Here is a 26080-nt window from a genome sequence, read left to right on the forward strand (position 1 = left end):
GGGGCGTCTTTTATTTTTTCGCTTTTTAGCGTTGTTTTCATGTGGCAATCGTTAGAAAGTTCTCCCATAGTCGAAATGAAAGAGTGAGATGAACATGAGCTTGTATGAACAAATTAACGATGAAATTATTTTAATGGATGCAGGCGAACTCAAGTGGATCGGACAGGAGTTAGCTCTTGAAGCGATGGTTGCAGTTGATTTAATGCTGCAAGAATTAGCCGAAGAAAAGGTCATTAAAGTGCGTCGTAAAAATCATGAAAAGACGACTGGCCTAAAACAGGTTGATCGTATTCTGGTTGAAAAACTTTAAACATAAAGCATGAAAAGTCCCTGATTGGGGCTTTTTTTATGCCGGATGATTTTCATCTGACAGGTTGCTTATGAGCACCAGATGAGATAAAGCTAAGTTTAGGCCGCTATAAAAATTCAGCGACTACTATCGAAATGACTTAAATTAAAGAAATAAGCCAAAGAAGCGGTTAAACATGAATATACAGCCCCAGATCCAGATCAAATCTTTAGAGCAAATATCACAGGCAGAATGGCTATTTTTATGGCAAGACTATCAACGCTTTTATCAGACGCAAATTTCTGAAGAGGTAAGTGAAAATACCTGGGATAAATTAACCAATTATGAATTAGATTCAATGTACGGTTTTGCAGCGCTGATGGATGGAAAGGTCGTGGGGATTGTGCATGTTATCGAACATAATAGTAGCTGGACAGTAAGACCTTATGCCTATTTGCAGGATCTATTTACCCATCCTGGCTATCGGGGAAAGGGTGTGGCGCGTAAGTTGATTCAACATGTCTATCAGATTGCACAGCAGCGTAATTGCGACCGGGTTTACTGGCTGACTCAGGAATCAAATCATCAGGCACAAGCGTTGTATAACAAAGTCGCCAAGAAAACTGGATTCATCCAGTACCGTATGGATTAAAGCTAAAAAATTAAAAAAAATAACTTACAATTTTATCGTTTCATCACTGCAACAAAACGTTTTATCTTTAGGGCTGTAAACGGTTCCAGATTCTATACACTTAATAACATCCAAAACGTGAGATAAAAACATGAATTTCAAAACATTAGCATTAGGCTTGGCGGTCGCATCTGTAGCAACAGTTTCTATGGCAAAACCAGTGGCCTATACGATTGACCCGACTCATTCAGCAACTGTTTTCTCTTGGAGCCACTTTGGTTTCTCTACACCATCTGCAAACTTCAGTGACATCCAGGGTACCATTAATGTTGATAATGCAAAACCTGTGAATTCCTCGGTCAATGTGAATATCCCGGTTGCAAGCATTAATACGAATGTGAAAGCACTGGATGACCATATTAAGACAGCAGAATTTTTTGATGCTGCCAAATATCCGAATATCACTTTTAAAAGTACTAAAGTTCAGGCTCTAGGCAAAAACAAATACAAAATCACCGGTAACTTAACCGTGAAAGATGTCACTAAACCTGTGGTACTGGATGCGGTTTTAAACAAACAAGGTGTGCACCCAATGACCAAATTACAAACGATTGGTTTTAATGCAACCACTTCATTTAACCGTTCAGCCTTTGGGGTAGGCGGTTATGTTCCAAATGTGGGCGATAAAATTACAGTGAACATTACTACTGAGGCTTCTGTACCTGCTCCGAAAAAGTAAGAATGACAAATTAAAAAAGCACCCAGCAGGGTGCTTTTTTATTACGGTTATTTAAGTTGCAGGTTTTCTAAATAATGCATCAATACCGAACTGGCTGCCTGTTCAAGCGCGGGCGCATAGCTTTGATGATCCGCCCGTAAGGCGGGAATATTGATCTGGGCTTTGCGTAACTCACAGGTATGTCCAATCAGCCATTTCTCTAAACTTTCACTGGCCACTTCAGCATGGAATTGTAGTGCCAGAATGTTCTGTCCTACCCGAAAGGCCTGATTTGGATAAAGATCAGAGCTGGCCAGCAATTCAGCCTGTTCAGGTAGGTCAAAGGTATCACCATGCCAATGCAGGACGTCAATATCATCCAGAGCTTTTAGTGGATTATTTTCAATAGAAGCAAGACTGAGTTTAGACCAGTCAATTTCCTTTACATCTCCTGGATAGACTTCAGCATCCAATGCAGCAGCAATTAATTGCGCACCTAAACAGATGCCTAATGTCGGTAAATTCTTTTGCAGGCGAACTTTAAGTAAGTCTATTTCCTGTTGTAAAAAAGGATAATCCTCAGTTTCATAGACTGCAATCGGGCCACCGAGAATGACTGTTAATCCGGGATGTTCAAAAGCCTTAGTGAGATCATCGATACCGGCTTCGAAATAACGCACACGTAAGCCGAGCTGATAAAAAATATCTTCCCAAGCGCCTAAGTCTTCAAAAGCGAGATGTTGAATGGCATAAACGGTATCGGGGAGGTGGGCTAAGTTCAGCATAGTTTTTTGATATCAAGAGAATGATTTAATTTAACGTGAATCAAAAGCAAAATAAAAGGCTTTATCTACCGATCCTGTGCAAAATAGAAAATAATGAGCATCGCTGCGCTATCAGAAAGTTTCTAAAAATTTCCGTGTGATCACTACATTAAGCAGTTCATTTTTTCTTTTGTGTAGGAAAGAGAGTAGAGTAAGACTGCCGTACTGAATAAAAACAACAAGACCATCAGGATCAAGGATATGCAAAATATACGTTTATATGTCGATAAAAACAGAATCAGCCCCTATGCCATGTCGGTTTATGTTGCCTTAAAAGAAAAGGGTTTAGATTTTCAGGAAATCGTGATTGATTTAGATCAGCAGCAACAGAAATCTGCGGCTTATCAGGCTATTTGTCCAAGTGCTAAAGTTCCGTGTTTAATAGTAGATAACTTTAGCCTGTTTGAATCATGGGCAATCACTGAATACTTGGAAGATACCTTTCCGGCTCCAAGTTATCCGGCCTTATATCCTAAGGAAATTCAGGCCAGAGCCAAATGCCGCGCTATACAAGCCTTGGTCAAAACCGATTTTATGCAAATCCGCCAGCAAATGCCTTCCGATTCGGTATTTCATCCACCAAAAATATCTACACCTCTTACAGCTCCGATAACTGAAGAAATTCAGCGATTGTTAAATGTGGCAGAACATATGCTGGAGGATATATGGTTAACTGAACACTGGTCAATTGCAGACTTTGATCTGGCCTTTATGTTGCATCGTCTGCTGAGTCATCAGGTGAAACTTCCTGTGAAAATAATAGAATATGTCGAGCGTAATTTTAAGCGGGCTTCGGTACAGGCTTGGCTGGCAGAGCATGAAAAAGCTAAAACTTTAATCTAATGTCGACTGATAAAACAGTTCATAAAAAACCTACTTAAATAGATAAAATTCAAGCGTAATATGAATCAGAACAAGACTTGAAAGATGCTGAGGATACAGTCCTCGTTGAATAAGAAGGAAGGAGTGGCCGGTGGGAAATTCACATCATCATGAGCATAGTCATGTCACCGTGACTGCAAAAAATGCCAGAAAATTATCAATAGCGCTGGGATTAACCACCACTTTTTTAATTGTGGAAGTGATTGCTGGTTTTCTAACTCAAAGTTTGGCCTTACTTTCTGATGCTGCGCATATGTTTACCGATGCTGCTGCACTGGCTATCGCTTTAGTCGCTATCAAAATTGGACAAAAACCGGCAGACAATAAACGGACATTTGGTTATCAGCGCTTTGAGATTTTGGCTGCTTTGTTTAACGCCTTAATGCTGTTTGTGGTTGCGATTTATATCTTGTTTGAAGCTTATCAGCGTTTGAGTCATCCACCAGAAATTCAAAGCCTTGGCATGATGATTGTTGCTGTTTTGGGGCTGATCATTAATCTGATTTCCATGAAAATTCTGGTGTCTAGTAGTCAGGAAAGTCTCAATGTCAAAGGTGCTTATCTGGAAGTGCTCAGTGATGCACTGGGATCTGTAGGCGTGATTATTGGAGCACTAGTGATTTATTTCACCGGCTGGATGTGGATAGATACACTCATTGCAGTATTAATCGGATTTTGGGTATTGCCAAGGACCTGGATTTTGCTGAAACAGAGCATCAATATTCTGCTTGAAGGTGTGCCGGAGGAAATTGATATTGAAAAATTACGTCACGATCTTTTGGCGCTTGATGGGGTCCAGGATATTCATCAGCTCAAAGTCTGGGCGATTACTTCCAAAAAAGTCATGCTGACCGTGCATCTGGTTGCACCGAATGTGGATTATCAGAAACTGCGGCATCAGACCTTTGAGATGCTTCACCATGAGCATCATATTACCGAGATGACCTTGCAGATTGAAGCGGAAGATTGCCCGCCGGAACATCGGGGACAATCCTCACATCCGCATTCACATGCTGAAACCCATCAGCATTGAAGTGGAATAATCTAAGCGTGGGGAAAGTTGATTATTTTTTTAAAAGTGAACGAATCACATCCAGATAACTTGGCGGAGCATCGACATACTCACGCTCCCTTAACATCTGGTGCATTCTCCCCAGCTTTTGATGCGGAACAGAGGCCATCAAATGATGTTCAATATGATAGTTCACATGAATCGGGGCAACCAAAGCACGTGCCAGCCAGCCTGCACGAGTAGTTCGGGTATTGCTCAGGGCAGAATGACTGGTTTCTAGGCCCGCATGCTCAGCCATGGCGCGGATGCGGATGAACAAGGGGAATGGAGTGATATAGGCAAGAGGCCATAATAAATATAGTTTAGGATGTCCGCTGGCCCACAGTGCAGAAAAAATTGCTGCATTTGAGATGAGCATACCGGAACTATTTTTCAGCAAGTTTTTCGCTAACTCTAGATTGCTGCGATCACCACGCGGAATTGGCTTGGGGTCGTTGGAAACACTCCATTCCAGTAATTCAAGATCCATTAATACTCGACCTGCAAGGAACTTAAGTCCAGATTGCCCATTCAGATCACGAAAGAATTTCCTGAATAGTGAGCTTTGAGTAATGGGAAAATTTTTTACCAACCCCAAGTCAGGATCATCTGGCTGCGAGGTTTTAGCATGATGTTTCAGATGATAGGGACGATACTTGCCGACATCATTCCAGATCGGGCGTGCACAGAGCCAGTCAGTCAAATGAGTGTTCAACCATTTGGTTTTAAAAAGACTATGGTGCGAGGCATCATGCATCAAAATAGCCATGGCAAGCTGGCGTCCAGCAAGAATGGCCAATGCCAGCGCGCACATCAGGACTTTCCCCCACGTAGGTAAATATTCCCAGCTATAGGCTACCGTGCCAAAGGTCATGACAATTACGGTCCATGTCGAACCTACTGCCCAGGCACCGTGCAAGTCTGAGGTCGTGGTGAGTTCTTTAATTTCATCACGACTAAAAAGTTCTGTGACACTGACCTTGCTGTTCATTCTTCTGCCTATATTTAGTTCTTATTGCTGTATTCAATATATTTGGATGAAATATTACAGTCAATTTATTTTTGTGTATAAAATAGAAATAAATTAGACCCCTTGGTCTTTAAAATAATGTTGCCATAAAAGTTGACCCTGTTTTTCTATTTTGCGGACTGCGAGCTCAAATTGTTGTCGGGCATCGGTGTCTATCCATTCTGCAGGAAGCAAAGGATCAGCACGTAAACTAAACAGGGCAGATTTACCTAGATAAAAGGCACTTTTTGCAGCCTCTGCTAAAGTCAGATTTTGGTAATTTTCAAACCAGTCATTGATATCATGCTGTACTGCATGATAGGTCTGATGTAGCTCTTCGATATCCCATAAATCACGTACTTCGATTTCACTTTCAAGTTGACTGACTTGGAAAAAACGTGCGTCAGAATCTAATCCAAATCGGATTACAGCTGTTTTTAATGGACTTAGGCTTAGCGTTAAATTATCTGGACGAATAAAAACATTTTGCTCTAGTTCCTGAAAACCATAATAACGTAGCGCTTTTTCTCTTTTGGATAATGCCGTACGGTCTACACGTCCCAAAGCACCAGTATAAACCAGCACATATTTTTCATTCCATGTGGTCGCCGTTTGCATATCAGGATGTTTGTTTAAGCTGATAAAAGAAGTATCGAACTTTTTCTCTAGCAATTGATATACGCCGCGTTCCACAGCTTGAATGACATTTTCCTGATTTAATCGGGCCACAGCGACACGGATACCATTGTCAGATATACCTAATAATTCAGCAGCCGTTAATATCCGCTTAATAGACAGGGTAGAGTTTTTAGAGGCATATAAAAGATCTAGAATTAGATGACGAGCATTCAATTTGTAAGTCATGAAACGATATCGTTATGAAAGGGATTGAAAGTTTTAAAGTTTATCCACAATAGCACTTTGTCATGAATAACCCAAAAAAATTGTCAGGGTAAAAGAGGATGAATAAGTGATTTGAGGTATGCTTTTTATCAATGAAATTTTTTTAAATACAATAAAAAAACCCTTATCGAAAGATAAGGGTTTTTTGTATTCTGGAGCGGGAAAGGAGACTCGAACTCCCGACCCCAACCTTGGCAAGGTTATGCTCTACCAACTGAGCTATTCCCGCAATGAGGTGAATTATAGAGAATTCCACAGCAGTGTCAACTCTCTATAAATCTATTTGATTAATTAATCAGCACGACGCCAAACTGTACCTTGACGGGTATCCTCAAGAACAACTCCTTGATCCAGTAAAGATTGACGGATTTCGTCTGCACGTGCGAACTCTTTGGCTTTCTTGGCATCCTGACGCTGTTGAATCAAATCTTCAATTTGTTCAGGCGATAGTCCCAATGCTTCCTGACCAATGTCAGATTTGAGGAACTCATCTACATCTTGCTGTACCAGACCGAGAATATTGGTCAGGTGACGTAAAGTTGCGTAGTAGATCGCTGCCTGTTCCGTATGTTCTTCTTTCACAGCACGGTTCAGTTCTTTATTGATTTCGAACAATACCGCAATCGCTTCAGGCGTATTGAAATCGTCACGCATAGCGGCATTAAAACGTTCAACCAAAGCCTCATCCAGAGTTTCAACCAGATGATCACCATAAACCGCCTGATAGGTTTTAAATGAGTGGTAGAAACGAGACAAAGTATTTTTCGCTTCTTTTAAGGCAACATCCGAATAGTTCACCGGGCTACGATAATGGGAAGAGATAATAAAGTAACGCACCACTTCCGGATGGAATTTTTCAATCACGTCGCGAATGGTGAAGAAATTGCCTAAAGACTTCGACATTTTCTCGCCGTCGACATTGATGAATCCGGCATGCATCCAGTAATTGACATACTGTTCGCCAGTAGATGCTTCAGATTGTGCAATTTCATTTTCATGGTGCGGGAAGGTTAAATCAGCACCACCGCCATGAATATCGAAATGATTGCCTAGGCAGCAGGTCGACATTGCTGAACATTCAATATGCCAGCCTGGACGGCCATTACCCCAAGGGGAAGCCCATGATGGCTCATTTTCTTTGGCATGTTTCCACAGTACAAAGTCAAACGGGTGTTTCTTTTCGACTTCAACATCGACACGTTCAGACGCGCCGGCCTGCATATCTTCTAGTTTACGGCCAGACAGACGACCATATTTGGCAAACTTCTCGACCTCAAAGTAGACATCGCCATTATTGGAAGGATAAGCCGTACCTTTGTCGACCAGATTGCCGATCATTGCTTGCATTTGATCAATGTAATCTGTCGCTTTAGGTGCTGCATCAGGCGCAAGACAGCCCAGTTTGGAAAAGTCTTCATTCATCGCATCAATAAAGCGACCTGTTAATTCTGAGATACTTTCGCCATTTTCATTGGCACGTTTAATAATTTTGTCGTCAATATCCGTAATATTACGCACATATTTGACTTTCCAGCCTTGGCTACGCAGGAAGCGGATAATATAGTCAAATGCAACCACTGTACGTGCATGTCCAATATGACAGTAGTCATAAACCGTCATTCCACAGACATACAGGTCAATCTGACCTTCAACACGAGGTACGAATTCTACTTTTTTGCGTTGCTCTGAGTTATATAGAACAAATGGTTGCATAGCTGTTCAAAAGACTTCAAATAAAAGGATGAATCATCTTAACCTAAGCATAATTATTCATAAAGATAAAAGCGTAAAAAGCCTCAGTTATTTAGGGGAGTTAGGCGACAAGAGTGATTTAGGAAGAAGAGGTTTAGGAAGTGAAATGGCGATATTGAGCTTACATTTTCAGAGGCAGTGTTTGCCAGTATGATTGAATTATATTTGAATGAGTCTGGTCTGATTTGAACCAAACCTATTTTGGATAGCGTAAGCGTGTTCCCCTAAAAAATAAAAATAAGCACATTCTATAGTTTTAAAAATGGAGCGAATGTAGAGATGGAGATACCAGATTGTGCAAGTTGAATACAATCTGAATATATTAAAAATCCGTCGAATCTTCTACATTTAGAAAGCTTACAATTGCATAGCTATGCTAAAATTGCGAAAATTATGCCCATCAAACCAGAGTTTTTCTCTGTCCTTAGCGTAGGTAAACAGGCTTTGAATTCACAAAAAACAGCGAATCAACTAGATTTCCAGAAAGTCGCACTTGAAACACTGCGCATCGAAGAAAATGCACTACAGATTTTAGCAACACAGATTGATGACCGTTTTAGCCGGGCATGTGAAATTATTTTACAGTGTACTGGCCGTCTGGTGATTACCGGAATGGGCAAGTCAGGTCATATTGGCCGTAAAATGGCGGCGACCTTTGCTTCGACCGGAACTCCCTCATTTTTTATGCATCCAGGTGAAGCCGGTCATGGTGACTTAGGGATGCTGGTGGCTGGTGATGTGCTGATTGCAATTTCAAACTCGGGCAAGAGTGATGAAATCATGATGCTGATGCCACTCATCAAACATCTGGAAATTCCTTTGATTACCATCAGTGGCGATGATCGTGGTCCAATGCCACAAAATGCTGATGTGGCTTTGACGCTGGGTAATATTCAGGAGGCTTGTCCACTCGGTTTAGCGCCGACATCGTCAACGACGGCAACATTGGCTTTAGGTGATGCTTTAGCAGTGGCTTTACTGGATGCTCGCGGCTTTACTTCGGATGACTTTGCACGTTCACATCCTGCAGGTGCGCTAGGTAAGCGTCTGTTATTGCACGTGAAACATCTGATGCGTACTGGAGCCGATTTACCTAAAGTCTCGCCTGATACTGCCATGAATAAAGTATTGTACGAAATTTCCAACAAGCGCCTGGGCTTAACTACAGTCGTCGATGAAAATGATATGTTGCTGGGGATTTTTACCGATGGTGACTTGCGTCGCTTGATTGACAAGCAGCAAGGTTTTGACGTCAATCTGGTTATTCAGGACGTGATGACCAAAAATCCGTTGACCATTTCTCAGGAAGCACGTGCAGTGGTCGCACTGGAACGTATGAATGAACATAAAATTAATCAATTTGTAGTTGTTGATGATGCCAATAAAGTCATTGGCGTGATTAGTATGCATGACCTGATTCAGGCTGGGGTAAATTAATAAATGGCATCTTATGTATTATTAGAGCAGGCACGTCATATTGCAGCACTGGTGCTTGATGTAGATGGTATTTTAAGTGATGGCTTTGTAACGCTGACCAATACTGGTGATGAGATCAAATCCTTTGATATTCGGGATGGTCTGGGCATGAAACTGGTTCAGCAAGCAGGGATCAAGGTAATTATTATTACTGGACGTCAAAGTAATATTGTACAAAAACGGATGTCGGATCTGGGTGTTGATCTGGTCTATCAGGGCCGTGAAGACAAAGGTACAGCACTTCGTGAAGCCTGTGCGCAGCTCAACATTGATCCTGAAGATTGCCTGTACATGGGCGATGACTGGCCTGATCTGTCTGCTTTTGCCATTGCCGGCATGAAAGTGACCGTGCCGAATGGCCATGTCGAAGTTCGCCGCCGTGCCGATCTGGTGACTCAGGCGCAGGGTGGACGTGGTGCGGTGCGTGAAATCTGCGATATGCTGTTAATGTCCAAAGGTATGTACCAAGAGTTACTTGAAAAATATACTCGTGCGCCTTATTAATAAGTCATATCTTTTGGATTAAGTACACCGCTTATGGATACTAAAGTTTTATATATTACGGCTGTGATTATTGCCGCAATAAGTGGTGGTTATTACTATTACAGTGGCAAGGGCAACAAGCTACAGGCAGACTCTGCGCGCAGCATGACCTATTCCGCTCAAAATATTAACTTAACCCAGACGGATGAAGCAGGCCAGGTGTCGGTTCGTGCCCAAGTGGACCGACTTGAGCAGAACCTGCAGCTAGAAACCTCAAAGCTGGAAAATCTGCGAGCATCGACCTATGACAAGGGCAAAGTCGATGCAACTTTCTTTGCCAAAATGGCGCATGGTTATGATGACAATACAAAAGTTGTACTCTCTCAACAAGTGCTCGCCACCAAAATCATGCAAAATGGGAAAATGCAGTTTCGTACTGAAGAACTAACCGCTTTTCCAAAAACACGTGAAATTGAAACAGACAAGACAGTGATTGTGGAATCTCCACAGGCTGAATTTGTCAGCAAGGGTCTTAAAGCCAATCTTAATGATGGTCAATACGAATTCTTTAATGTTCGAGGAAAGTATGAACCAAACTCCTAAAGCCAAAATGATGCACACTTTCCTGAAGCGTATGATGCTTGCGACTGTGGTTGGACTCGGTTCAATCGCTGCTTTTGCACTGCCATCTGACCGTAACCAGCCAATCACTTTGCTGGCTGACCGGGCAACTTTCAATGAGCGGACGGGTGTGACGACGTATTCGGGCAACGTCATCATTGAACAGGGCACCATGAAGCTGCAAGCCAATTCGATTGTGGCTAATCTGAACAATAAGCGCCAGATCAGCCTGATTACGGCGACAGGCAGCCCGGCACAGTTCCAGCAAAAAGTGGATCCGGCCAAAGGTCTTGCCAAAGGTCAGGCGCAGAAAATTGTCTATAATGCTGAAACTGGGATTATTACCTTGTCAGGTAATGCCTTCCTGCAACAGGACGGTGCCAGTATTCGTGGTGCGACTTTAAAATACAGCATGAACAAAGGCGATATCGAAGCTACCGGAACACCAAACAAAACCGGTTCATCGTCTGGCCGCGTACAAATCGTGATTCCACCCTCTAGTTCAACATCCTTCCCGGGAGCGCGTGATTAATGGAGCAATCGCAGCAGGTTCAAACCCTCACCATTAAACATCTGGCGAAAAACTATAATAAACGCTGGGTAGTGAAAGATGTTTCGTTCAGCATGGAAAGTGGCCAGATTGTTGGGTTGCTCGGACCAAATGGTGCCGGAAAAACCACCAGTTTCTATATGGTAGTCGGTCTGGTGCGGATGGATAAGGGGGAAATTTATCTGGATGATCTGGATCTTTCCGACCTTGCAATGCATGAACGGGCACGTAAGGGAATTGGTTATTTGCCGCAGGAAGCTTCGATTTTCCGAAAACTGACGATTTCAGAAAATATTATGGCGATTCTGGAAACCCGTAAAGATATGACCAAGGCACAACGTCAGCAACGTCTGGCGGAGCTATTGGCAGACTTTAAAATCACTCATATTAAAGATTCTTTGGGCATGAGTGTATCCGGTGGGGAGCGACGTCGTGCCGAGATTGCGCGTGCACTTGCGGCGGACCCAAAATTTATGCTACTCGATGAGCCTTTTGCTGGTGTCGATCCAATTTCGGTTGGAGATATTAAGGATATTATTACGACCTTGAAAGATCGCGGAATTGGGGTGCTGATTACCGATCATAACGTGCGTGAAACGCTGGCGATTTGTGAGCATGCTTATATTGTCAGTGAAGGCGCATTGCTTGCTGAAGGCACACCAGAAGAAATTCTGGCGAATGAGACCGTGAGAAAAGTTTATCTGGGTGATGATTTCACTGTTTAAATAATCCTGCTTTATATAAAAACCCTGCATCAGACGCCAGTTGTCGGATGCAGGGTTTTTTTTGATCAAATCAAAGTGAAAAAGATTTCTTTTAAAGGAATTTGATATATGGTTAGGCTAAAACACGACACATTAATTATTATGCGATTTAGGGTAGAACACTTTAAAAAAAAATCAGGGGAAAACAGATCAAAAAAGAAAGAGATTGATACTTCTTCTTTTGCCTTTATCTGTATCTTTGGTGCATGCAGAAAGCTCACCCCATTATTTTGCCAATCTCAAAAATGGCTTGGGTCAGCTGATTGCACCCAAGCCGACACGGTCAGCGCATACCATTGATATTACCTCGCTCGATCATTATTCATTAGATACATCAAAAGTAGCTGAGCTGCCGCAAATTACCCGGCCACAGTCAGGACAGCCAGCTTTAAGTTCTACAAGCACAGCCGGCATTCCAAAGACAATGAATCTGGTGGAAGCCGTACACCGGGCAGTGCAACGACGTCCTGAAATCACTCAGAGTATTTCGACATTATCTGCGCAGGCTGCGAATATTGATGTAGCGAGATCAGGTTATTATCCGCAGTTATTCGGGGGTATCGGGACAGATGACCTCACTTCCGGTGAACGTGGACGACAAATGGTTTCTTTGAATGCCACCCAGATGCTGTATGACTTTGGCAAAATTAAAACCAATGTCAGTGTGGAAGAAGCCCGTTTAGCAGAAGAACAGGCAAGAGTGCTGGTTAGTCTGGATCAGATTGCATTTGAAGTAGCAGATGCAATAGTGAATATCAAACGTTATCAGCAAATCACCCAGATTGCCCAACAGCAGATTCAGGGCATTGGACGGATTGCAGAAATTGCCAATTTGCGTGCCCGCGCCGGAATCAGCAGTCAGGCCGACCCAATTCAGGCCCAGTCCAATCTGGAAGCAGCGCAATCGAATCTGATTGTACAGCAGACCCAATTAAGACAATATCAACAACGCTTGCGTACCTTGCTAGGATTTGATGTATCTGCGATTGAATGGGATATTCCTTATCCGACCATCAGTCTCAAAGGCAGTTTAAGTCAGGCTGTTAATGGGCGGAATCCGAATAATAATGAAGATGACGGCTTTTATAATTCAATCATGATTGAAGCCAGCAGTAATTTGTATCAGGGTGGTGCAACACGTTCACAGACTCGTGCCGCCAGTTATGCCGAAGAAGCTGCACGTGCACAGGTCAATACGGTCTATCTGGATGTGCTGGATCAGGTACGCTTGATCCGAGAACAGATTGAAAATAAACAAAAGCAAATGGGGGTTTTATCCCAGCGCCGCGCAACCACGGTACGCACCAAAGAGCTGTATCAAGAACAATATAAATTGGGTACCCGAACCGTAGTGGATTTGCTGAATGCAGAGCAAGCCATTCATAGTGCCGCGCAGGAAATTGAATCGGCACGCTATGACATTTACTCGGCGATCGTACAGTACATTTAGGTCACGGGCCGTACACGGGATATTTACGCGCTTAACAGTATTTCTATTCAGGGGTTTGAAGTTCAGCCATGAGTACTACAATAATAAATTATCAACCTTGGCTTCAGGCAGTTTTAAATATTGCCCGGCATTACCGGATCGAGCCTTCTGAGGAGCGGATACGCCTGCAACTGGACTGGAACCAGCATCATGATATCGATGACATGCTCAAAATTGTCAGTCGTCAGATGGGTTTAAATGTTCGTAAAAATAAATTTGACCGCAGCCTGCTGAATCCATGGCGTTTACCTTTACTGGTTGAATTCGATAGTGGTGATGTAGGCGTGATCGAACGCATCGACACACAAGGGAATGTTAGCATACAGCTCAGTGGTGATGAAGGTTTATCTCAAAGTTTCACGATTGAACAGTTAGAGGTTGGCATAAAGCATCTTTATGTGCTGCGTCCTGAATCTTCAGTTCCAGATGCGCGGGTGGATGAATATATCAAACCCTTTGAGAAAAACTGGTTCTGGTCGATTGTCCTGAATGACTGGAAGCGCTATATCGATGTGATGTTTGCGTCTTTAATTGCCAATATTCTGGCACTGGCCACGATAGTTTTCTCGATGAATGTCTATGACCGTGTCATTCCATCGCAATCTATTCCGACGTTATGGGTGTTGGCCGGTGGCGTGCTGATCGCTGCGATTTTTGAATTTGTATTACGTGTCTCGCGGATCTATCTGTCAGACATTATTGGTAAACGTGCGGATTTAAAAATTTCTGACCGGGTTTTTGGTCATTCATTACGGATTAAAAACAGCGAACGTTCCAAATCAACAGGAACCTTTATTTCACAAATTCGTGAGCTGGAAGGCGTCCGCGAACTGGTGACTTCAACCACAGTCACAGCAATTGCCGATCTGCCATTCTTCTTCCTGTTCTTAGGGATCTTCTGGGTGATCGGTGGCAATCTGTTCTGGGTCATGCTACTCGTTGTACCCTTAATGATTCTTCCGGGAATTCTGGCGCAGAAAAAATTGGCACAGCTGGCTCAGTTGGGCATGCGCGAATCTGCCATCCGCAATGCCTTGCTGGTAGAAGCTGTACAAGGAATTGAAGACATCAAGCTGTTAAGAGCTGAAACGCGTTTCCAGAACCAGTGGAATCATATGAATGAAGTGTCAGCCGATGTCAGCATGCAGCAACGTAAAATTGTCGGCTTGATGACCGCCTGGACCCAAAAAATTCAGGGACTGACCTTTGCAATTGTAGTCTTGGTCGGGGCTTTTGCGGTGATGGAGGGTGACATGACCACAGGCGCACTGGTGGCCTGTTCGATTCTATCTTCACGCATGCTGGCACCAATTTCACAAATTACGGGTGTACTGGGTCGCTTGCAACAGGCTAAAGTCGCCAAGGCTAGTTTGGATGAACTCATGAAAAAACCGGTGGACCAGCCGGATTATTCGCACCTGATTCATCGTCCGGCACTGGATGGGCATTATGAGCTCAACGGTGTGGTGTTCAAATATGGCGATGATGATCCGAAACCGAGTTTGATGATTCCCAAGCTAGAGATCAAGCCCGGGGAGAAAATTGCAATTCTGGGCCGTAATGGTGCAGGAAAATCGACCTTGTTGCAGCTCTTGTCTGGGATGCAGACACCGTTACAGGGCAAGGTCAAGCTGGATGGGATTGATCTGACCCTGATTGATCCGTCAGATGTGCGGCGTGATATGAGTTTGCTAAATCAGAACTCGCAGTTATTTTATGGTTCAATTCGTGAAAACCTGACTTTGGGTGCACCTTTGGCCACCGATCAGCAAATTCTGGAAGCCTTACAAATTACCGGTGCACTGGGATTTGTACAGGAGAAAAAAGAAGGGCTGGATCATATCATTTTAGAGGGTGGTGTCGGCTTTTCTGGTGGACAGCGCCAAGCCTTGTTATTGGCGCGGTTGTTGATTCGTCAACCAAAGATTTTGCTACTGGATGAACCGACCGCTGCCATTGATGATGTGTCAGAAAAACAGTTGATTGATCATCTTAAAGGGTATTTAACCCATCGTACGATGATCGTTGCGACTCATCGCCGTGCGGTATTGGAACTGGTGGACCGTATTCTGGTGGTCAATGATGGCAAGATTGTGATGGATGGACCACGGGATCAGATCCTGAATCAGTCGCAGGGTGGTAATAAGCGGGTTGTGGGAGCAAGTGCATGAGTGAACTACAGCAACTAAAACGTTCCAGCAAGGTCAGCTTTCAGGAACCGCCATTACCCAAATCAAGTGTCATCATCTGGATTATCGGCATTGGCCTACTGGTATTACTGACCTGGGCCTGGTTATTCAAATTGGAAGAAGTATCTACCGGTACTGGAAAAATAATTCCATCATCCAAAGAGCAGGTGATTCAGTCTCTGGATGGCGGTATTTTGACTAAACTTAATGTCAAAGAAGGTGAAATTGTCGAGCGTGGGCAAGTATTGGCCCAGCTTGATCCGACCCGCTTTGAATCCAATGTCGGTGAATCAGAATCCTTGCTAGTGTCGTCACGTGCCACTTCAGCCCGTTTACGTGCGGAAGTCACTGGTGCACCGTTAGTTTTCCCCGAAGAAGTGTTGAAATATCCCAAATTGGTTAAAGAAGAAACGGCCCTGTATCAGTCGCGTCGAGCCAATTTACAAGAATCCGTTGCAGGCCTGGAACAGGCTTTGTTACTGGTGCAGCAAGAACTGGAAATGACCGCTCCCTTGGTCGCCAAAGGGGCAGCCAGTGAAGTTGAAGTGTTGCGTCTAAAACGTGAAGCCAATGACCTGCGTAATCAGATGAATGATATCCGTAATCAATATTATGTGAATGCGCGGGAAGAATTGTCCAAAGCCAATACTGATGTAGAAACCCAGCAACAGGTGGTACGTGGCAAGTCGGATACTTTGAGCCGAACTGTTTTTAAATCACCGGTTCGCGGTGTCGTCAAAGAGATTGATGTGATGACGCTGGGCGGCGTGATTCCACAAAATGGCAAGTTGATGACCATCGTGCCACTGGATGAAAAATTACTGGTTGAAGCACGAATCTCGCCGCGTGATATTGCCTTTATTCGCCCTGATCAGGAAGCATTGGTTAAAATTACAGCTTATGATTATTCGATCTATGGTGGGTTGAATGGTAAAGTTGCGATGATTTCACCGGATACCTTGCGTGATGAAGTCAAGCAGGATCAATTTTATTATCGGGTGTATATCCGTACCGATAGCGACAAGCTCAGCAATAATGCCGGGCAGGAGTTCAATATTACTCCAGGGATGGTGGCCACCGTGGATATTCGTACTGGTTCAAAAACCGTGATGGATTATCTGATCAAGCCATTTAATAAAGCCAAAGAAGCCTTGCGTGAACGGTAATATTTGCCAAGCAATTGAGTAAAACAATCGATCAAAATCAGGCCTCTCCGTGGAGAGGCTTTTTATTTGTCTGTGCAAAGCGGGTATACTGCAGCAGTGAGAGTTTAAAGCCTGAAGTTATGCCATTTACCATTGCCAGCCTGGTCAGTTTTGAGGAAGACATCAAAAAAAGCCGCTTTCAGGCCTTTGCCACCCCTGTTGAGAATGAGCAGGACGTCAAAGATTTTCTGGAAACTTATCGTGATCCAAGCACCACGCATCAATGCTGGGCCTGGAAAATTGGCCATCAGGTACGCTTTAATGATGATGGTGAACCTTCAGGTACTGCAGGACGTCCGATTCTGGCGACCATTGAAGGCAATGAGCTGACCAATGTGCTGGTATTGGTCAATCGCTGGTATGGCGGGATCAAGCTGGGAACAGGGGGCTTGGTACGGGCCTATGGCGGTTGTGCTGGGCAATGTTTGTTGTTGGCAGAAAAAATTGAACTGATTGAAAAGAAAAAGGTGCAATTTTCCTGTCAATTCAATGAATGGGCCATCTTTCAATATGAATTGAATCAGCAACAAATCGATTATCAGGAAGAATATACAGCCGAAGGGGTGCAGGTCAGTGTCTTATTTCAGTTACATCAAATTCAATCTTTTGCCTTAAAAATTCAAGATGTGACCCGCGGCCGCGAACAGCTCAAAATCATAGAAGAAGCGACAGATGACTGACGTAGATCCATTACTGAAATATCGTGAACAGCACAAACATCGCCTGAATTATATGCCTTGGCTGTACTGGTCTTTAAAGCCTAAAAATCGTAGCTGGGCAGAAGCGTGGCAAAAGGACTATCAGGCTTACTTGATGGAAATGGAAACCATCGAGATTGGTGAAAACTGTTTTATTTCACCTCTTGCGCATATTTTCGCGGAGCCGGGACGCAAAATCATTATTGGTGATAATAGCTTTATTGCTGCAGATTGCACCTTACATGGCCCCCTAGAGATCGGTAATGAAGTGGCGATCAATCATCACTGTATTCTGGATGGTGGCCGGGTGGGGATTAAACTGCATGATCAGGTGCGCATCGCCGCTTATTGTCATCTTTATGCCTTTGATCATGGCATGGATTTGGAGCAGCCGATTTATCAGCAGCCAGTACGTTCGCAAGGCATCGAGATTGGTCGGGATGTGTGGCTCGGTGCGCATGTCGGTATCAAGGACGGAATTAAAATCGCAGATCAGGCCGTGGTGGGAATGAACAGTATGGTGACCAAGGATGTCGAGAAGCGTGCGATTGTCGCCGGTAATCCGGCCCAATTCATTCGCTATCGTGAATAAGCTTTTGGAAGTCAAGTGCTTGATGCAACAGCCTGACTCAGCAGATGGTTCGATATATTGATCTATATTTGTTCACATAAAAGTTAACATATTTCAAGTCAAGCCTTACAGATTTCGCTGCACATTTTTGAATGCTTATGCTAAGTTAAAAATAACTAAGAAATTTTTATCATAAATAGAAGAGAGGCTAAACATGAAACGTGTCATCGCCTGCATCGACTCATCGCCATGTATAAACGCGCTGGCAGACGCGGCGGCATGGATTGCCAAACAGACTGGCCGTGAACTGGTCCTGTTACAGGTTTTGGATTATTACCCGGCCAGTTATCATCTGGGGGAAATCAGCGGAGTGATTGGCTTTGAAAGTAATGCCATGTTACTGAAAGAACTGGCTGAGCTTGAACAAAAACAAAGTGAAATCGCGCTGGATTATAGCAATAACCTGCTGCAACACATTTCGGAGCGGATTCTGGCAGAACACGGCATTCAAACCACCCATATTCAGGAAAAGGGTGATTTTCTGGAACAAAGCTTTCAGATCCTGCAGCCTGATGATATCGCAGTGATTGGATTACTCGGTGAACGCTCCGCTGAAAAAAACAAACCGATTGGTACCAATGTGGAAAATTTTATTCGTGGGGCAAACTGTACCGTGATGACGGTCGGAGAACAGTTTAAGCCGCCGACACGATTTATTTTCGCCTATGAATATTCACCGACCTGTATCAAGATGATGAAACGGATTGCGGAAAGTGATCTGCTGCGCTTATTGCAATGTCATCTGTTATATATCGGTGATCATGCTGAAATTCTAAATGAACCTTTGCAATATTTAAATCAGGCCGGTTTAGATGTGGTGCCACAATACCGCTATGGCGATGTCGCAGAAAATATTTTGACCTATCAACAGGAACTCGGGATTCAACTGATCGTGTTGGGTGCATTTAGTCACAGTAAAATTCACCAGTTCTTTTTGGGCAGTATTGCGACCACGATTTTCCGGAATTCCAAAGTACCTTTACTGGTTGCGAAGTAAGGATTGCATAAAATAGCCAAGCGCGAAGTCTAATCGTAAATTGTTACAGCTTGATTTAAAAATGACCAGAGTTATCCTCATATATTGTGGATAACTCTGTGGTTAATATTTATAAGTTAATGTTATTTATAATAAATATGTCATTGGGTGATTTTTGTTCTTCTTGTTTTATTTCACAATCGCGAGTGCAAAACCATCATGTCCTTTGCTGCCAACCGTTTGTAAAGCAGTGCATGACAAGATACGTGGATGATTTTGAAGCGCTTTAAACATGTCACGAATGCCTTCAATACTTGGTTTATTATTGTCCGGATTAATGATTTCGCCAGCACGAATGACATTGTCCAGAAAAATAAGTGTACCTGAGTGCGACAGGTTTAAACTGAGCTCCAGATATTCAGGGTAACTCTGTTTATCTGCATCAATAAAGATGAAATCGAAAGCTTCCGTATCTGCAGGCAGGGCTTTAAGCACATCTGCTGCACGGCCGCATTTCAGTTCGACGGTCTGTTTAAGCTGCGCGCGATCAATATTTTCCTGACCCATTGCCGCATGGGTATCACGTCCTTCAATCGTCAGGATATAGCCATCATCAGGCAAGGCACGTGCCAGCCACATGGTGCTATATGCTGCAAATGTGCCGAGTTCCAGTACACGTTTACACTGGTTCATCTGGATTAGCATCTGCAACAACATGCCTTGATTTGGTGCTACAGCCAGATGATCAGGAAAACCGTGCGCTGCGGTATTCTCAAGAGTTTGATTCAGAATGGGGTCTTCAGGAATTAAATGTGAATCAATGTAGTGATCAATGTCTGTCCACATTTGTTGCATAGTCTTAGCACCTCGATTGCGATGCGTGCATTTTAAACTTTTCGCGGCAGAGCGCAATTTATTGTTCTATAGGTGCTGATTTTTTAGGCTCTAAAAAGTCCTGGATGAACTTTGTAGAGCGGTTGTCATGACTTAGTAATTACACATCGAAGAATTACGGCCTAAACTCGGTCCCCAAGTACGATAACCTTGGGTATCGATGTGGATTTGGCCAGAAGCATACATGCCGAGTCCCATATTTAGGCTTTGACCATGCTGGACCCAGAACTGACACAATTTGAACTTGGTATTTTCAATATAGCTATAATCTTGTGCCTGAGGATATTCAGGCCCAATCCGGAAATCGATCGCAGAGTTGTAAAGATGGCGTGAAGAATTGGCACCACCGGCACACTGGTTCAAAGGCAGGTCACGATAGACTGATGTGACTTCAAAATCAGTCAGTACATTGGCTGCAACCAGATATTTAAAGACTTTTAAAGTTGGGATCTGATTGGCCCATAATTCACGGCTTGGAATCATGTATTGGGAACGACCACACTTGGCCCAATCACGTGCAGTACGCATTAACTCGAAACTCGGAATGATATTGCCAACCCCATGACGTTCCAGAAAAACCTCATATTCACGCACGCGTGACAAATTATCCAGTGCCGATACCCAGTGAGTATACACATAAGGCACAGTTTTCGGGTGGGCTTTACGATCGTATTGAACACGTTCTTGTGGAATGTAAATCCGTTTTCCAGCAGGTGTGGTGGCCTGTCCAGGTTGTTTTGTGGTCGTGGTACAGCCCACAAAAACAAGAGGAATTATACAAAGACTCAATAATCCCTTTAACAAGTTCTTCATTTATAGAAATCAGATATTTACAAAATAGCGCTATTTTAGACTAAATATAGGGAGAAATTTGGAGAATATTGCAATGAAATGTGTGCGTTGAGTATAAAAAAGATCAGCATTTGCTGATCTTTTAAAGTTTAAACTAATTACTTTTCAAGGTATTGTAATTTGTCTGCTTTGCCATTCCATTCTTCACGGTCTGCTGGCTGGTCACCAATTTGTGTGATATTTGGCCATTTTTGTGACAGGTCAGCATTCAGTTCAATAAAGACTTCCTGACCTTCTGGTAATTCGTCTTCAGAGAAAATTGCATTTGCCGGGCATTCAGGTTCGCATAACGCACAGTCGATACATTCGTCCGGGTTAATCACAAGGAAGTTAGGACCTTCATAGAAACAGTCTACAGGGCAAACTTCAACACAGTCTTGATATTTACATTTAATACAATTTTCAGTGACAACGAAGGTCATGGCGACAGCTACCTAAAAAATATGGTTCTAATTACGAATGCTGTATTTTAGGCAAAAACAGGGGGAACTAACAATTCCTTTTATTGATATTTGTTATATATAGGGCTGTTAGATTTGAAAAAAGGTCGCATACCGATGAATTACAGCATTCATCGGTATGTTCAGGACATCGACCCTATGCCAGATGAGGTCTAGGACCGAGAATTAACTTGGCTGTTTGATCAGGTCTTTGAGCGCATATAACTGCTGCAAGGCTTCACGCGGAGTTAAACTATCTACATCAATATCTTCGAGTAAGTCCAGTGCAGGCGATTCTTTTTCAATTTCGATGATACGTTCTATAGGCTGCATAACTTCAGGCATTGCAAACAGATCATGCTGCGGGCTCAGTGGCTTGGCCTGATGCTGTTTTTCCAGAATCTTTAAGCGGTTTTGCGCTTCTTTAATCACCGCAGCCGGAATGCCTGCCAATTTCGCGACTTGCAAGCCATGACTTTGACTGGCCGGGCCATGTTGCACCTTATGCAATAAAATCAGATTACCATTCAGCTCTTTGGCCGTGACATGGTAGTTATTAATGCCACTTTCCTTATCCAGTTCAGTCAGTTCGAAATAATGGGTAGCAAATAGACATAAACATTGAATGCGTTTGGTCAGATCCAGCACACAGGCCCAAGCCAAAGACAAGCCATCATAGGTACTGGTTCCACGGCCAACTTCATCCATGAGTACCAAAGACTGGCTGGTGGCATGATGCAGGATTTGCGAGGTTTCGGTCATTTCCACCATAAAGGTTGATTTGCCGGTCGATAAATCATCGGCAGAACCAATCCGGGTAAAGACACGGTCAACCGGACCTAAAGTTGCAGCTTGCGCTGGAACATAGGCACCACAATAAGCCAGCAACACGATCAATGCAGTCTGGCGCATAAAGGTGGATTTACCACCCATGTTGGGGCCGGTAATGATGGCCATGCGATGGGAAAAATCCAGTCGCGTATCGTTCGGAGTAAAGGCCGATTTACTGAGGGCTTCTACCACCGGATGCCGACCAGCAGTGATACTTACACCAACTTCAGGACTGAATTTTGGACGCGACCAGTTGCGTAAACGCGCCTGATGGGCAAAATTCGCAATCAGATCAATCTGGGCTATGGCGCTGCTCATCATCTGTAAATTGCCGATATCCTGACGCAGTTCATCCAGCAGCATTTCAAACAGCATTTTCTCACGGGCCAAAGCACGCGATTCGCTAGATAAGACTTTGTCTTCAAATGCTTTCAGTTCAGGGGTGATGTAGCGTTCGGCATTTTTCAGGGTTTGCCGGCGAATATAATGCTCGGGTGCTTGTTCGGCCTGTGCGCGGGTCAGTTCAATATAATAGCCACTGACGCGGTTGTAGCCAATTTTCAGTCCCGGAATTCCGCTTTGTTCACGCTCTTTAATTTCCAGATCAATCAGGAACTGGCTGGCATGATCACGAATCTGACGTAGTTCATCGAGTTCACTGTCAAAACCTTCGGCAATGACATTACCATCACGAAGCAGGACGGGCGGGTTTTCCACAATGGCGGACATCAGACGTTGATGCAGACCATGGAAGTCGCCTAGCTCTTCATTGAGTTGTACTAAAAGTTTGGACTGTTGCTGACTGACAATCGGTTGCAGGGCATGGCGTAAAAATGGAATTTGCGCACAGGCCTGACGCAGTTGTACCAGATCACGTGGACGGGCACTGCCAAGCGCAATACGGCTCAGCACACGTTCAATATCGCTAATCTCTTTTAGAACCAGACGTACAGGCACTTCGTGGAAACCTTGTAGCAGGGCCTGGATGGCATCTAAACGTTCGTCCAGCAAGGCAGTGTCACGCAAAGGCTGCATCAGGGTGCGACTCAGCAAGCGTCCACCCATAGCAGTCTGACAGTCATTGATCAGTTGAAATAAGGATGTCCCATGTTCAAATAAAGGCTCAATCAGTTCAAGATTACGGCGTGTCACCGGATCCAAAGCAATAAAATCTGAACTTTGTTCTAGCTGAATCGTGCGGATATGCGGTAACGCAGTTTTCTGGGTTTCTTTTGCATAGTGAATCAGTGCCGCAGCCGCTGCTTTAGCCAAAGGTAAATGATCAATGCCGAAACCTGAAAGCGTGCTGACAGCAAACTGGTCGCATAAGGTTTTTTGCGCATTGTTCAGGTTAAAATCGACATCGGGACGTTTGGTGACCGAGATATCCAGCTGTTGTTTGAGTTGTTCGGTCAATGTCGGATCAGTGATATTTTCATCCAGCAGAATTTCGCTTGGCATCAAACGCGCCAGTTCAATCATGAGCTGGTTAAGATCATAATCCTGCTGCTGGACTTTAAATAGGCCAGCGCTGAGATCAAGAAGTGCAATGCCGATCTGATTCTGCTGAATACACAAAGCCACCAGATTCGAGCTTTGATGTGCACCGAGCATGGCATCATCGGTCAGGGTACCTGGCGTAATAATTCGAACTACACCACGCTCAACCGGTCCTTTGCCAGTGACTTCACCAATCTGCTCGCAGATCACTACGGTTTCGCCTTTTTTGACCAGACGTGCCAGATAACCTTCGGCTGCATGATAAGGCACGCCCGCCATAGGAATCGGCTGACCATTGGCTTTACCGCGATGGGTCAGGGTAATGCCTAAAATCTTGGCTGCCTTGTGTGCATCTTCAAAGAACAGTTCATAAAAATCACCCATACGATAGAACATCAATGAATGCGGATGTTGCATTTTCACCGACATGTATTGCTGCATCATAGGTGTAAGTGATGATAGATCAATACTTGAATTTTCTATGTTCATCTAATAAAAATACCTTTAAAAATAATAAGTTCTTCAATGATAATCATCTGCTTACATTCCTGTTGCTGCTTAGGGGTAACAAGCAAGTCCTAAGGAATCCAGTGAATAAGTATACCTTTTAGTATGCCTTTTATTGGTGTATCTTATTTAAAATCCTATCAGTATATGCATGCTGAAAAATCTGAGGGTGATTTTAGCAAAATTACCGAGTGCGAAAAGGTTAGAAAAACTATATGACTGTAAAAGATCCTACTTATACAAAAAAAGTAGCGTTAACTGCTCGAGCTATTGAAAAAATGAAACCTGAAACTTTCTTAGTAGATATTGGTGAAAATGAAGGGTTAAGAGTTAATAAGGGGAAAACAGGTCTGACTTCATTTTCTTATCGCTTCAGAAGTCCTATTGATAACTCGTTAAAGAAAGTAAAAATTGGTACTTATCCAGATATGTCATTGGCTGAAGCTAGAGTAGAGCTTCAAAAGATGAAGATTAAACGCAGAGCAGGTATTTGCCCAAGTCAGGAGCTAAAAGATCAGAAGGAACAAAAAAAGATTGAGCAAGAAAAACGAGATGAAATAAATACCCAATTTACAGTCAAAGAACTGATTGATTTATATTTAATAAATGTCATTGAAGACCGTTATGTTTTAGATAGTAAAACAGGCAGTAAGAAGTTGATTCCAGGAGCGAGAAAACGTAAAGGACAAGATGAAGCTAGAAGAACACTATACGGCGATGCGGTTAGAGTATTAGGGCATATAGCAGCTGATCAAGTGACGCGAAAAGATGTCGTAAATATGATTTCTGAGATTATTGAGCGTGGTGCAAATGTTCAAGCTGGGCGGGTATTGGCAGAATTAACACTGGCTTATGACTACTGTATAGGATTAGAAAAATTTAAGGATGATTTTGCAAATCCGGCACTTTTGGCTAAATCTAGTTTAAAGCAAAGCAGGGTGAAATTAACACACAAAAAGGGTAGCCGGGTGCTATCAGATAAAGAAATTAAAAAAGTATTGGAATGGCTTCCAACATCAGGTTTCTCAGAGAAACTTAGGCATATTATTCGAATTACGTTATGGACTGGATGCCGTACTGGAGAAGTTTGTGAGTTAAAGTGGGCGGACATTGATTTTGAAAAAAGTACTTGGCATTTAAAAGGAAGCAAGAATGGTACGGATAGGTATGTCCAACTTTCCAAACAATGCCTAGAATACATAAAAGCATTATCTCGCGAGTCAGACTTTCTTTTTGAATCAAGAATTAAAGGTAAGGCAATTACCCAAAAAGTTCTTACAGTGTATAAATGGCAAATGCGACATCCTGAAAAACTTTCATATGCCTTACAGCCTGAACAATTGTGGTTGTCCGAAATTCAAGATTGGAGTCCCCATGACTTGAGACGGACTGTACGTACTGGTTTATCTAGATTGAGTTGTCCTGCAGAAATTGCAGAAGCTGTATTAGGGCATTCAAAAAAAGGAATACAAGGTACTTACAATTTACATGCGTATGAAAAAGAATGGGCGGAATGGTTGCAGAAATGGGCTGATCATTTGGATGTACTTTTAAGTTAAAGTAAACTTAAATAAATGATTAATTTTAATAAATTTTCTATTGTTAAGTACAAGTATATATTTATGTAGGATTTTGTAGGGGATTTGTGCTGATTTCATTATAATAATTTAATACCAAAATAGAGCTTAATTGGATATGGATCAGCTAAAGCATCGGTACAAATCTGTGCTGTATTATATATTTTTTTTAACTTTACTAGGGTGTGTTGACACTTTTAGCTTAAAAAAATAGCGAAGTAGTAAAATCAAATCGCCAAACCCAATTTTACTATTCGCTATGCCTCGTACCATGCTGACAGATCAACACTGGCAAAAGTTGAAAGTTATTCTGCGTAATTTATCCATTCACCACAACT

At 43.1% G+C, this 26080-nt stretch carries 24 protein-coding genes, 1 tRNA gene and 2 pseudogenes; 18 read left to right on the top strand and 9 right to left on the bottom strand.

Annotated features, from left to right (window positions below):
• The first annotated feature begins 94 nt into the window (after positions 1–94).
• From NI455_RS06170 to NI455_RS06180, 3 genes are all read left to right on the top strand, one after another.
• Positions 95–310, top strand: a complete 216-nt coding sequence (locus NI455_RS06170) for a hypothetical protein (RefSeq protein ID WP_005246695.1) — start codon at positions 95–97, stop codon at positions 308–310.
• A gap of 175 nt (positions 311–485) precedes the next feature.
• Positions 486–941 carry a GNAT family N-acetyltransferase gene (locus NI455_RS06175; RefSeq protein ID WP_253113065.1) on the top strand — a complete coding sequence of 152 codons (456 nt, stop codon included), beginning with the start codon at positions 486–488 and terminating at the stop codon, positions 939–941.
• Between the two features lie 130 nt (positions 942–1071).
• Positions 1072–1659, top strand: a complete 588-nt coding sequence (locus NI455_RS06180; RefSeq protein ID WP_219309593.1) for a YceI family protein — start codon at positions 1072–1074, stop codon at positions 1657–1659.
• Positions 1660–1706: 47 nt separating this feature from the next.
• Here the strand turns inward: NI455_RS06180 and NI455_RS06185 are convergent, their stop codons facing one another.
• Positions 1707–2423 carry a glutamine amidotransferase gene (locus NI455_RS06185; RefSeq protein WP_219309591.1) on the bottom strand — a complete coding sequence of 239 codons (717 nt, stop codon included), beginning with the start codon at positions 2421–2423 and terminating at the stop codon, positions 1707–1709.
• Between the two features lie 240 nt (positions 2424–2663).
• Here NI455_RS06185 and yfcF point away from each other — a divergent pair, with 240 nt between their 5' ends.
• Positions 2664–3305 (top strand): glutathione transferase, encoded by a 642-nt coding sequence (yfcF, locus tag NI455_RS06190; RefSeq protein ID WP_253113066.1) that lies wholly within the window; start codon positions 2664–2666, stop codon positions 3303–3305.
• A 130-nt stretch (positions 3306–3435) separates the two neighbouring features.
• Entirely contained in the window at positions 3436–4377 is a 942-nt protein-coding gene (locus tag NI455_RS06195; RefSeq protein ID WP_004279963.1) for a cation diffusion facilitator family transporter, read from the top strand.
• Between the two features lie 31 nt (positions 4378–4408).
• On the opposite strand, the gene NI455_RS06200 is transcribed toward NI455_RS06195, so the two are convergent.
• The 4 genes from NI455_RS06200 to cysS form a co-directional block, all read right to left on the bottom strand.
• Positions 4409–5386: a fatty acid desaturase family protein gene (locus NI455_RS06200; RefSeq protein ID WP_253113068.1), complete on the bottom strand. Its 978-nt coding sequence runs from the start codon at positions 5384–5386 to the stop codon at positions 4409–4411.
• A gap of 93 nt (positions 5387–5479) precedes the next feature.
• Positions 5480–6268, bottom strand: a complete 789-nt coding sequence (locus tag NI455_RS06205) for a hypothetical protein (protein WP_253113071.1) — start codon at positions 6266–6268, stop codon at positions 5480–5482.
• 192 nt (positions 6269–6460) lie between these two features.
• Positions 6461–6536 (bottom strand) — tRNA-Gly (locus NI455_RS06210).
• A 62-nt stretch (positions 6537–6598) separates the two neighbouring features.
• Entirely contained in the window at positions 6599–8020 is a 1422-nt protein-coding gene (gene cysS / locus NI455_RS06215; protein ID WP_253113074.1) for a cysteine--tRNA ligase, read from the bottom strand.
• Between the two features lie 432 nt (positions 8021–8452).
• Here cysS and NI455_RS06220 point away from each other — a divergent pair, with 432 nt between their 5' ends.
• The 11 genes and pseudogenes from NI455_RS06220 to NI455_RS06270 all read left to right on the top strand — a co-directional run bounded on the left by NI455_RS06220 (position 8453) and on the right by NI455_RS06270 (position 19162).
• Complete coding sequence (locus NI455_RS06220; RefSeq protein ID WP_253113078.1) at positions 8453–9496, top strand: KpsF/GutQ family sugar-phosphate isomerase; 1044 nt, start codon at positions 8453–8455, stop codon at positions 9494–9496.
• Positions 9497–9499: 3 nt separating this feature from the next.
• Complete coding sequence (locus tag NI455_RS06225; protein ID WP_253113082.1) at positions 9500–10039, top strand: KdsC family phosphatase; 540 nt, start codon at positions 9500–9502, stop codon at positions 10037–10039.
• 33 nt (positions 10040–10072) lie between these two features.
• Positions 10073–10621 carry an LPS export ABC transporter periplasmic protein LptC gene (gene lptC / locus NI455_RS06230; protein ID WP_253113085.1) on the top strand — a complete coding sequence of 183 codons (549 nt, stop codon included), beginning with the start codon at positions 10073–10075 and terminating at the stop codon, positions 10619–10621.
• Complete coding sequence (lptA, locus tag NI455_RS06235; protein ID WP_253113088.1) at positions 10605–11171, top strand: lipopolysaccharide transport periplasmic protein LptA; 567 nt, start codon at positions 10605–10607, stop codon at positions 11169–11171. Before lptC ends, lptA begins: the two co-directional genes overlap by 17 nt.
• Complete coding sequence (gene lptB, locus NI455_RS06240) at positions 11171–11914, top strand: LPS export ABC transporter ATP-binding protein (protein ID WP_005104345.1); 744 nt, start codon at positions 11171–11173, stop codon at positions 11912–11914. The genes lptA and lptB overlap by 1 nt, the downstream gene beginning before the upstream one ends.
• 205 nt (positions 11915–12119) lie before the next feature.
• Positions 12120–13475: pseudogene (locus tag NI455_RS06245) on the top strand (TolC family protein).
• Entirely contained in the window at positions 13472–15613 is a 2142-nt protein-coding gene (locus NI455_RS06250; RefSeq protein WP_253113091.1) for a type I secretion system permease/ATPase, read from the top strand. The pseudogene NI455_RS06245 and the gene NI455_RS06250 overlap by 4 nt, the downstream one beginning before the upstream one ends.
• On the top strand, positions 15610–16797 hold the full coding sequence (locus NI455_RS06255; RefSeq protein ID WP_247144197.1) for a beta-barrel domain-containing protein: 1188 nt from the start codon (positions 15610–15612) through the stop codon (positions 16795–16797). Before NI455_RS06250 ends, NI455_RS06255 begins: the two co-directional genes overlap by 4 nt.
• 119 nt (positions 16798–16916) lie before the next feature.
• Positions 16917–17516, top strand: a complete 600-nt coding sequence (locus tag NI455_RS06260) for an IMPACT family protein (protein WP_253113094.1) — start codon at positions 16917–16919, stop codon at positions 17514–17516.
• Positions 17509–18126, top strand: a complete 618-nt coding sequence (locus tag NI455_RS06265; protein ID WP_253113097.1) for a DapH/DapD/GlmU-related protein — start codon at positions 17509–17511, stop codon at positions 18124–18126. The genes NI455_RS06260 and NI455_RS06265 overlap by 8 nt, the downstream gene beginning before the upstream one ends.
• A gap of 193 nt (positions 18127–18319) precedes the next feature.
• Entirely contained in the window at positions 18320–19162 is an 843-nt protein-coding gene (locus NI455_RS06270; RefSeq protein WP_004279943.1) for a universal stress protein, read from the top strand.
• 168 nt (positions 19163–19330) lie between these two features.
• Here the strand turns inward: NI455_RS06270 and NI455_RS06275 are convergent, their stop codons facing one another.
• The 4 genes from NI455_RS06275 to mutS form a co-directional block, all read right to left on the bottom strand.
• Positions 19331–19996, bottom strand: a complete 666-nt coding sequence (locus tag NI455_RS06275) for an O-methyltransferase (protein WP_004279940.1) — start codon at positions 19994–19996, stop codon at positions 19331–19333.
• Positions 19997–20128: 132 nt separating this feature from the next.
• Positions 20129–20848 (bottom strand): D-Ala-D-Ala carboxypeptidase family metallohydrolase, encoded by a 720-nt coding sequence (locus NI455_RS06280; protein ID WP_004279938.1) that lies wholly within the window; start codon positions 20846–20848, stop codon positions 20129–20131.
• A gap of 137 nt (positions 20849–20985) precedes the next feature.
• Positions 20986–21309, bottom strand: coding sequence for a ferredoxin FdxA (gene fdxA, locus NI455_RS06285; protein WP_004279936.1), 324 nt, complete (start codon positions 21307–21309; stop codon positions 20986–20988).
• Between the two features lie 204 nt (positions 21310–21513).
• Entirely contained in the window at positions 21514–24147 is a 2634-nt protein-coding gene (gene mutS / locus NI455_RS06290; protein WP_253113100.1) for a DNA mismatch repair protein MutS, read from the bottom strand.
• A gap of 233 nt (positions 24148–24380) precedes the next feature.
• Between mutS and NI455_RS06295 the strand changes: the two genes are divergently transcribed.
• Together NI455_RS06295 and NI455_RS06300 are read left to right on the top strand one after the other, a co-directional pair.
• Positions 24381–25724, top strand: coding sequence for a tyrosine-type recombinase/integrase (locus NI455_RS06295; RefSeq protein ID WP_253113103.1), 1344 nt, complete (start codon positions 24381–24383; stop codon positions 25722–25724).
• Between the two features lie 277 nt (positions 25725–26001).
• A pseudogene (locus NI455_RS06300) lies at positions 26002–26080 on the top strand (IS5/IS1182 family transposase); the annotation flags it as partial.

The sequence above is a fragment of the Acinetobacter lwoffii genome, from assembly GCF_024129435.1.
GTDB classification, from domain to species: Bacteria; Pseudomonadota; Gammaproteobacteria; order Pseudomonadales; family Moraxellaceae; genus Acinetobacter; species Acinetobacter lwoffii_F.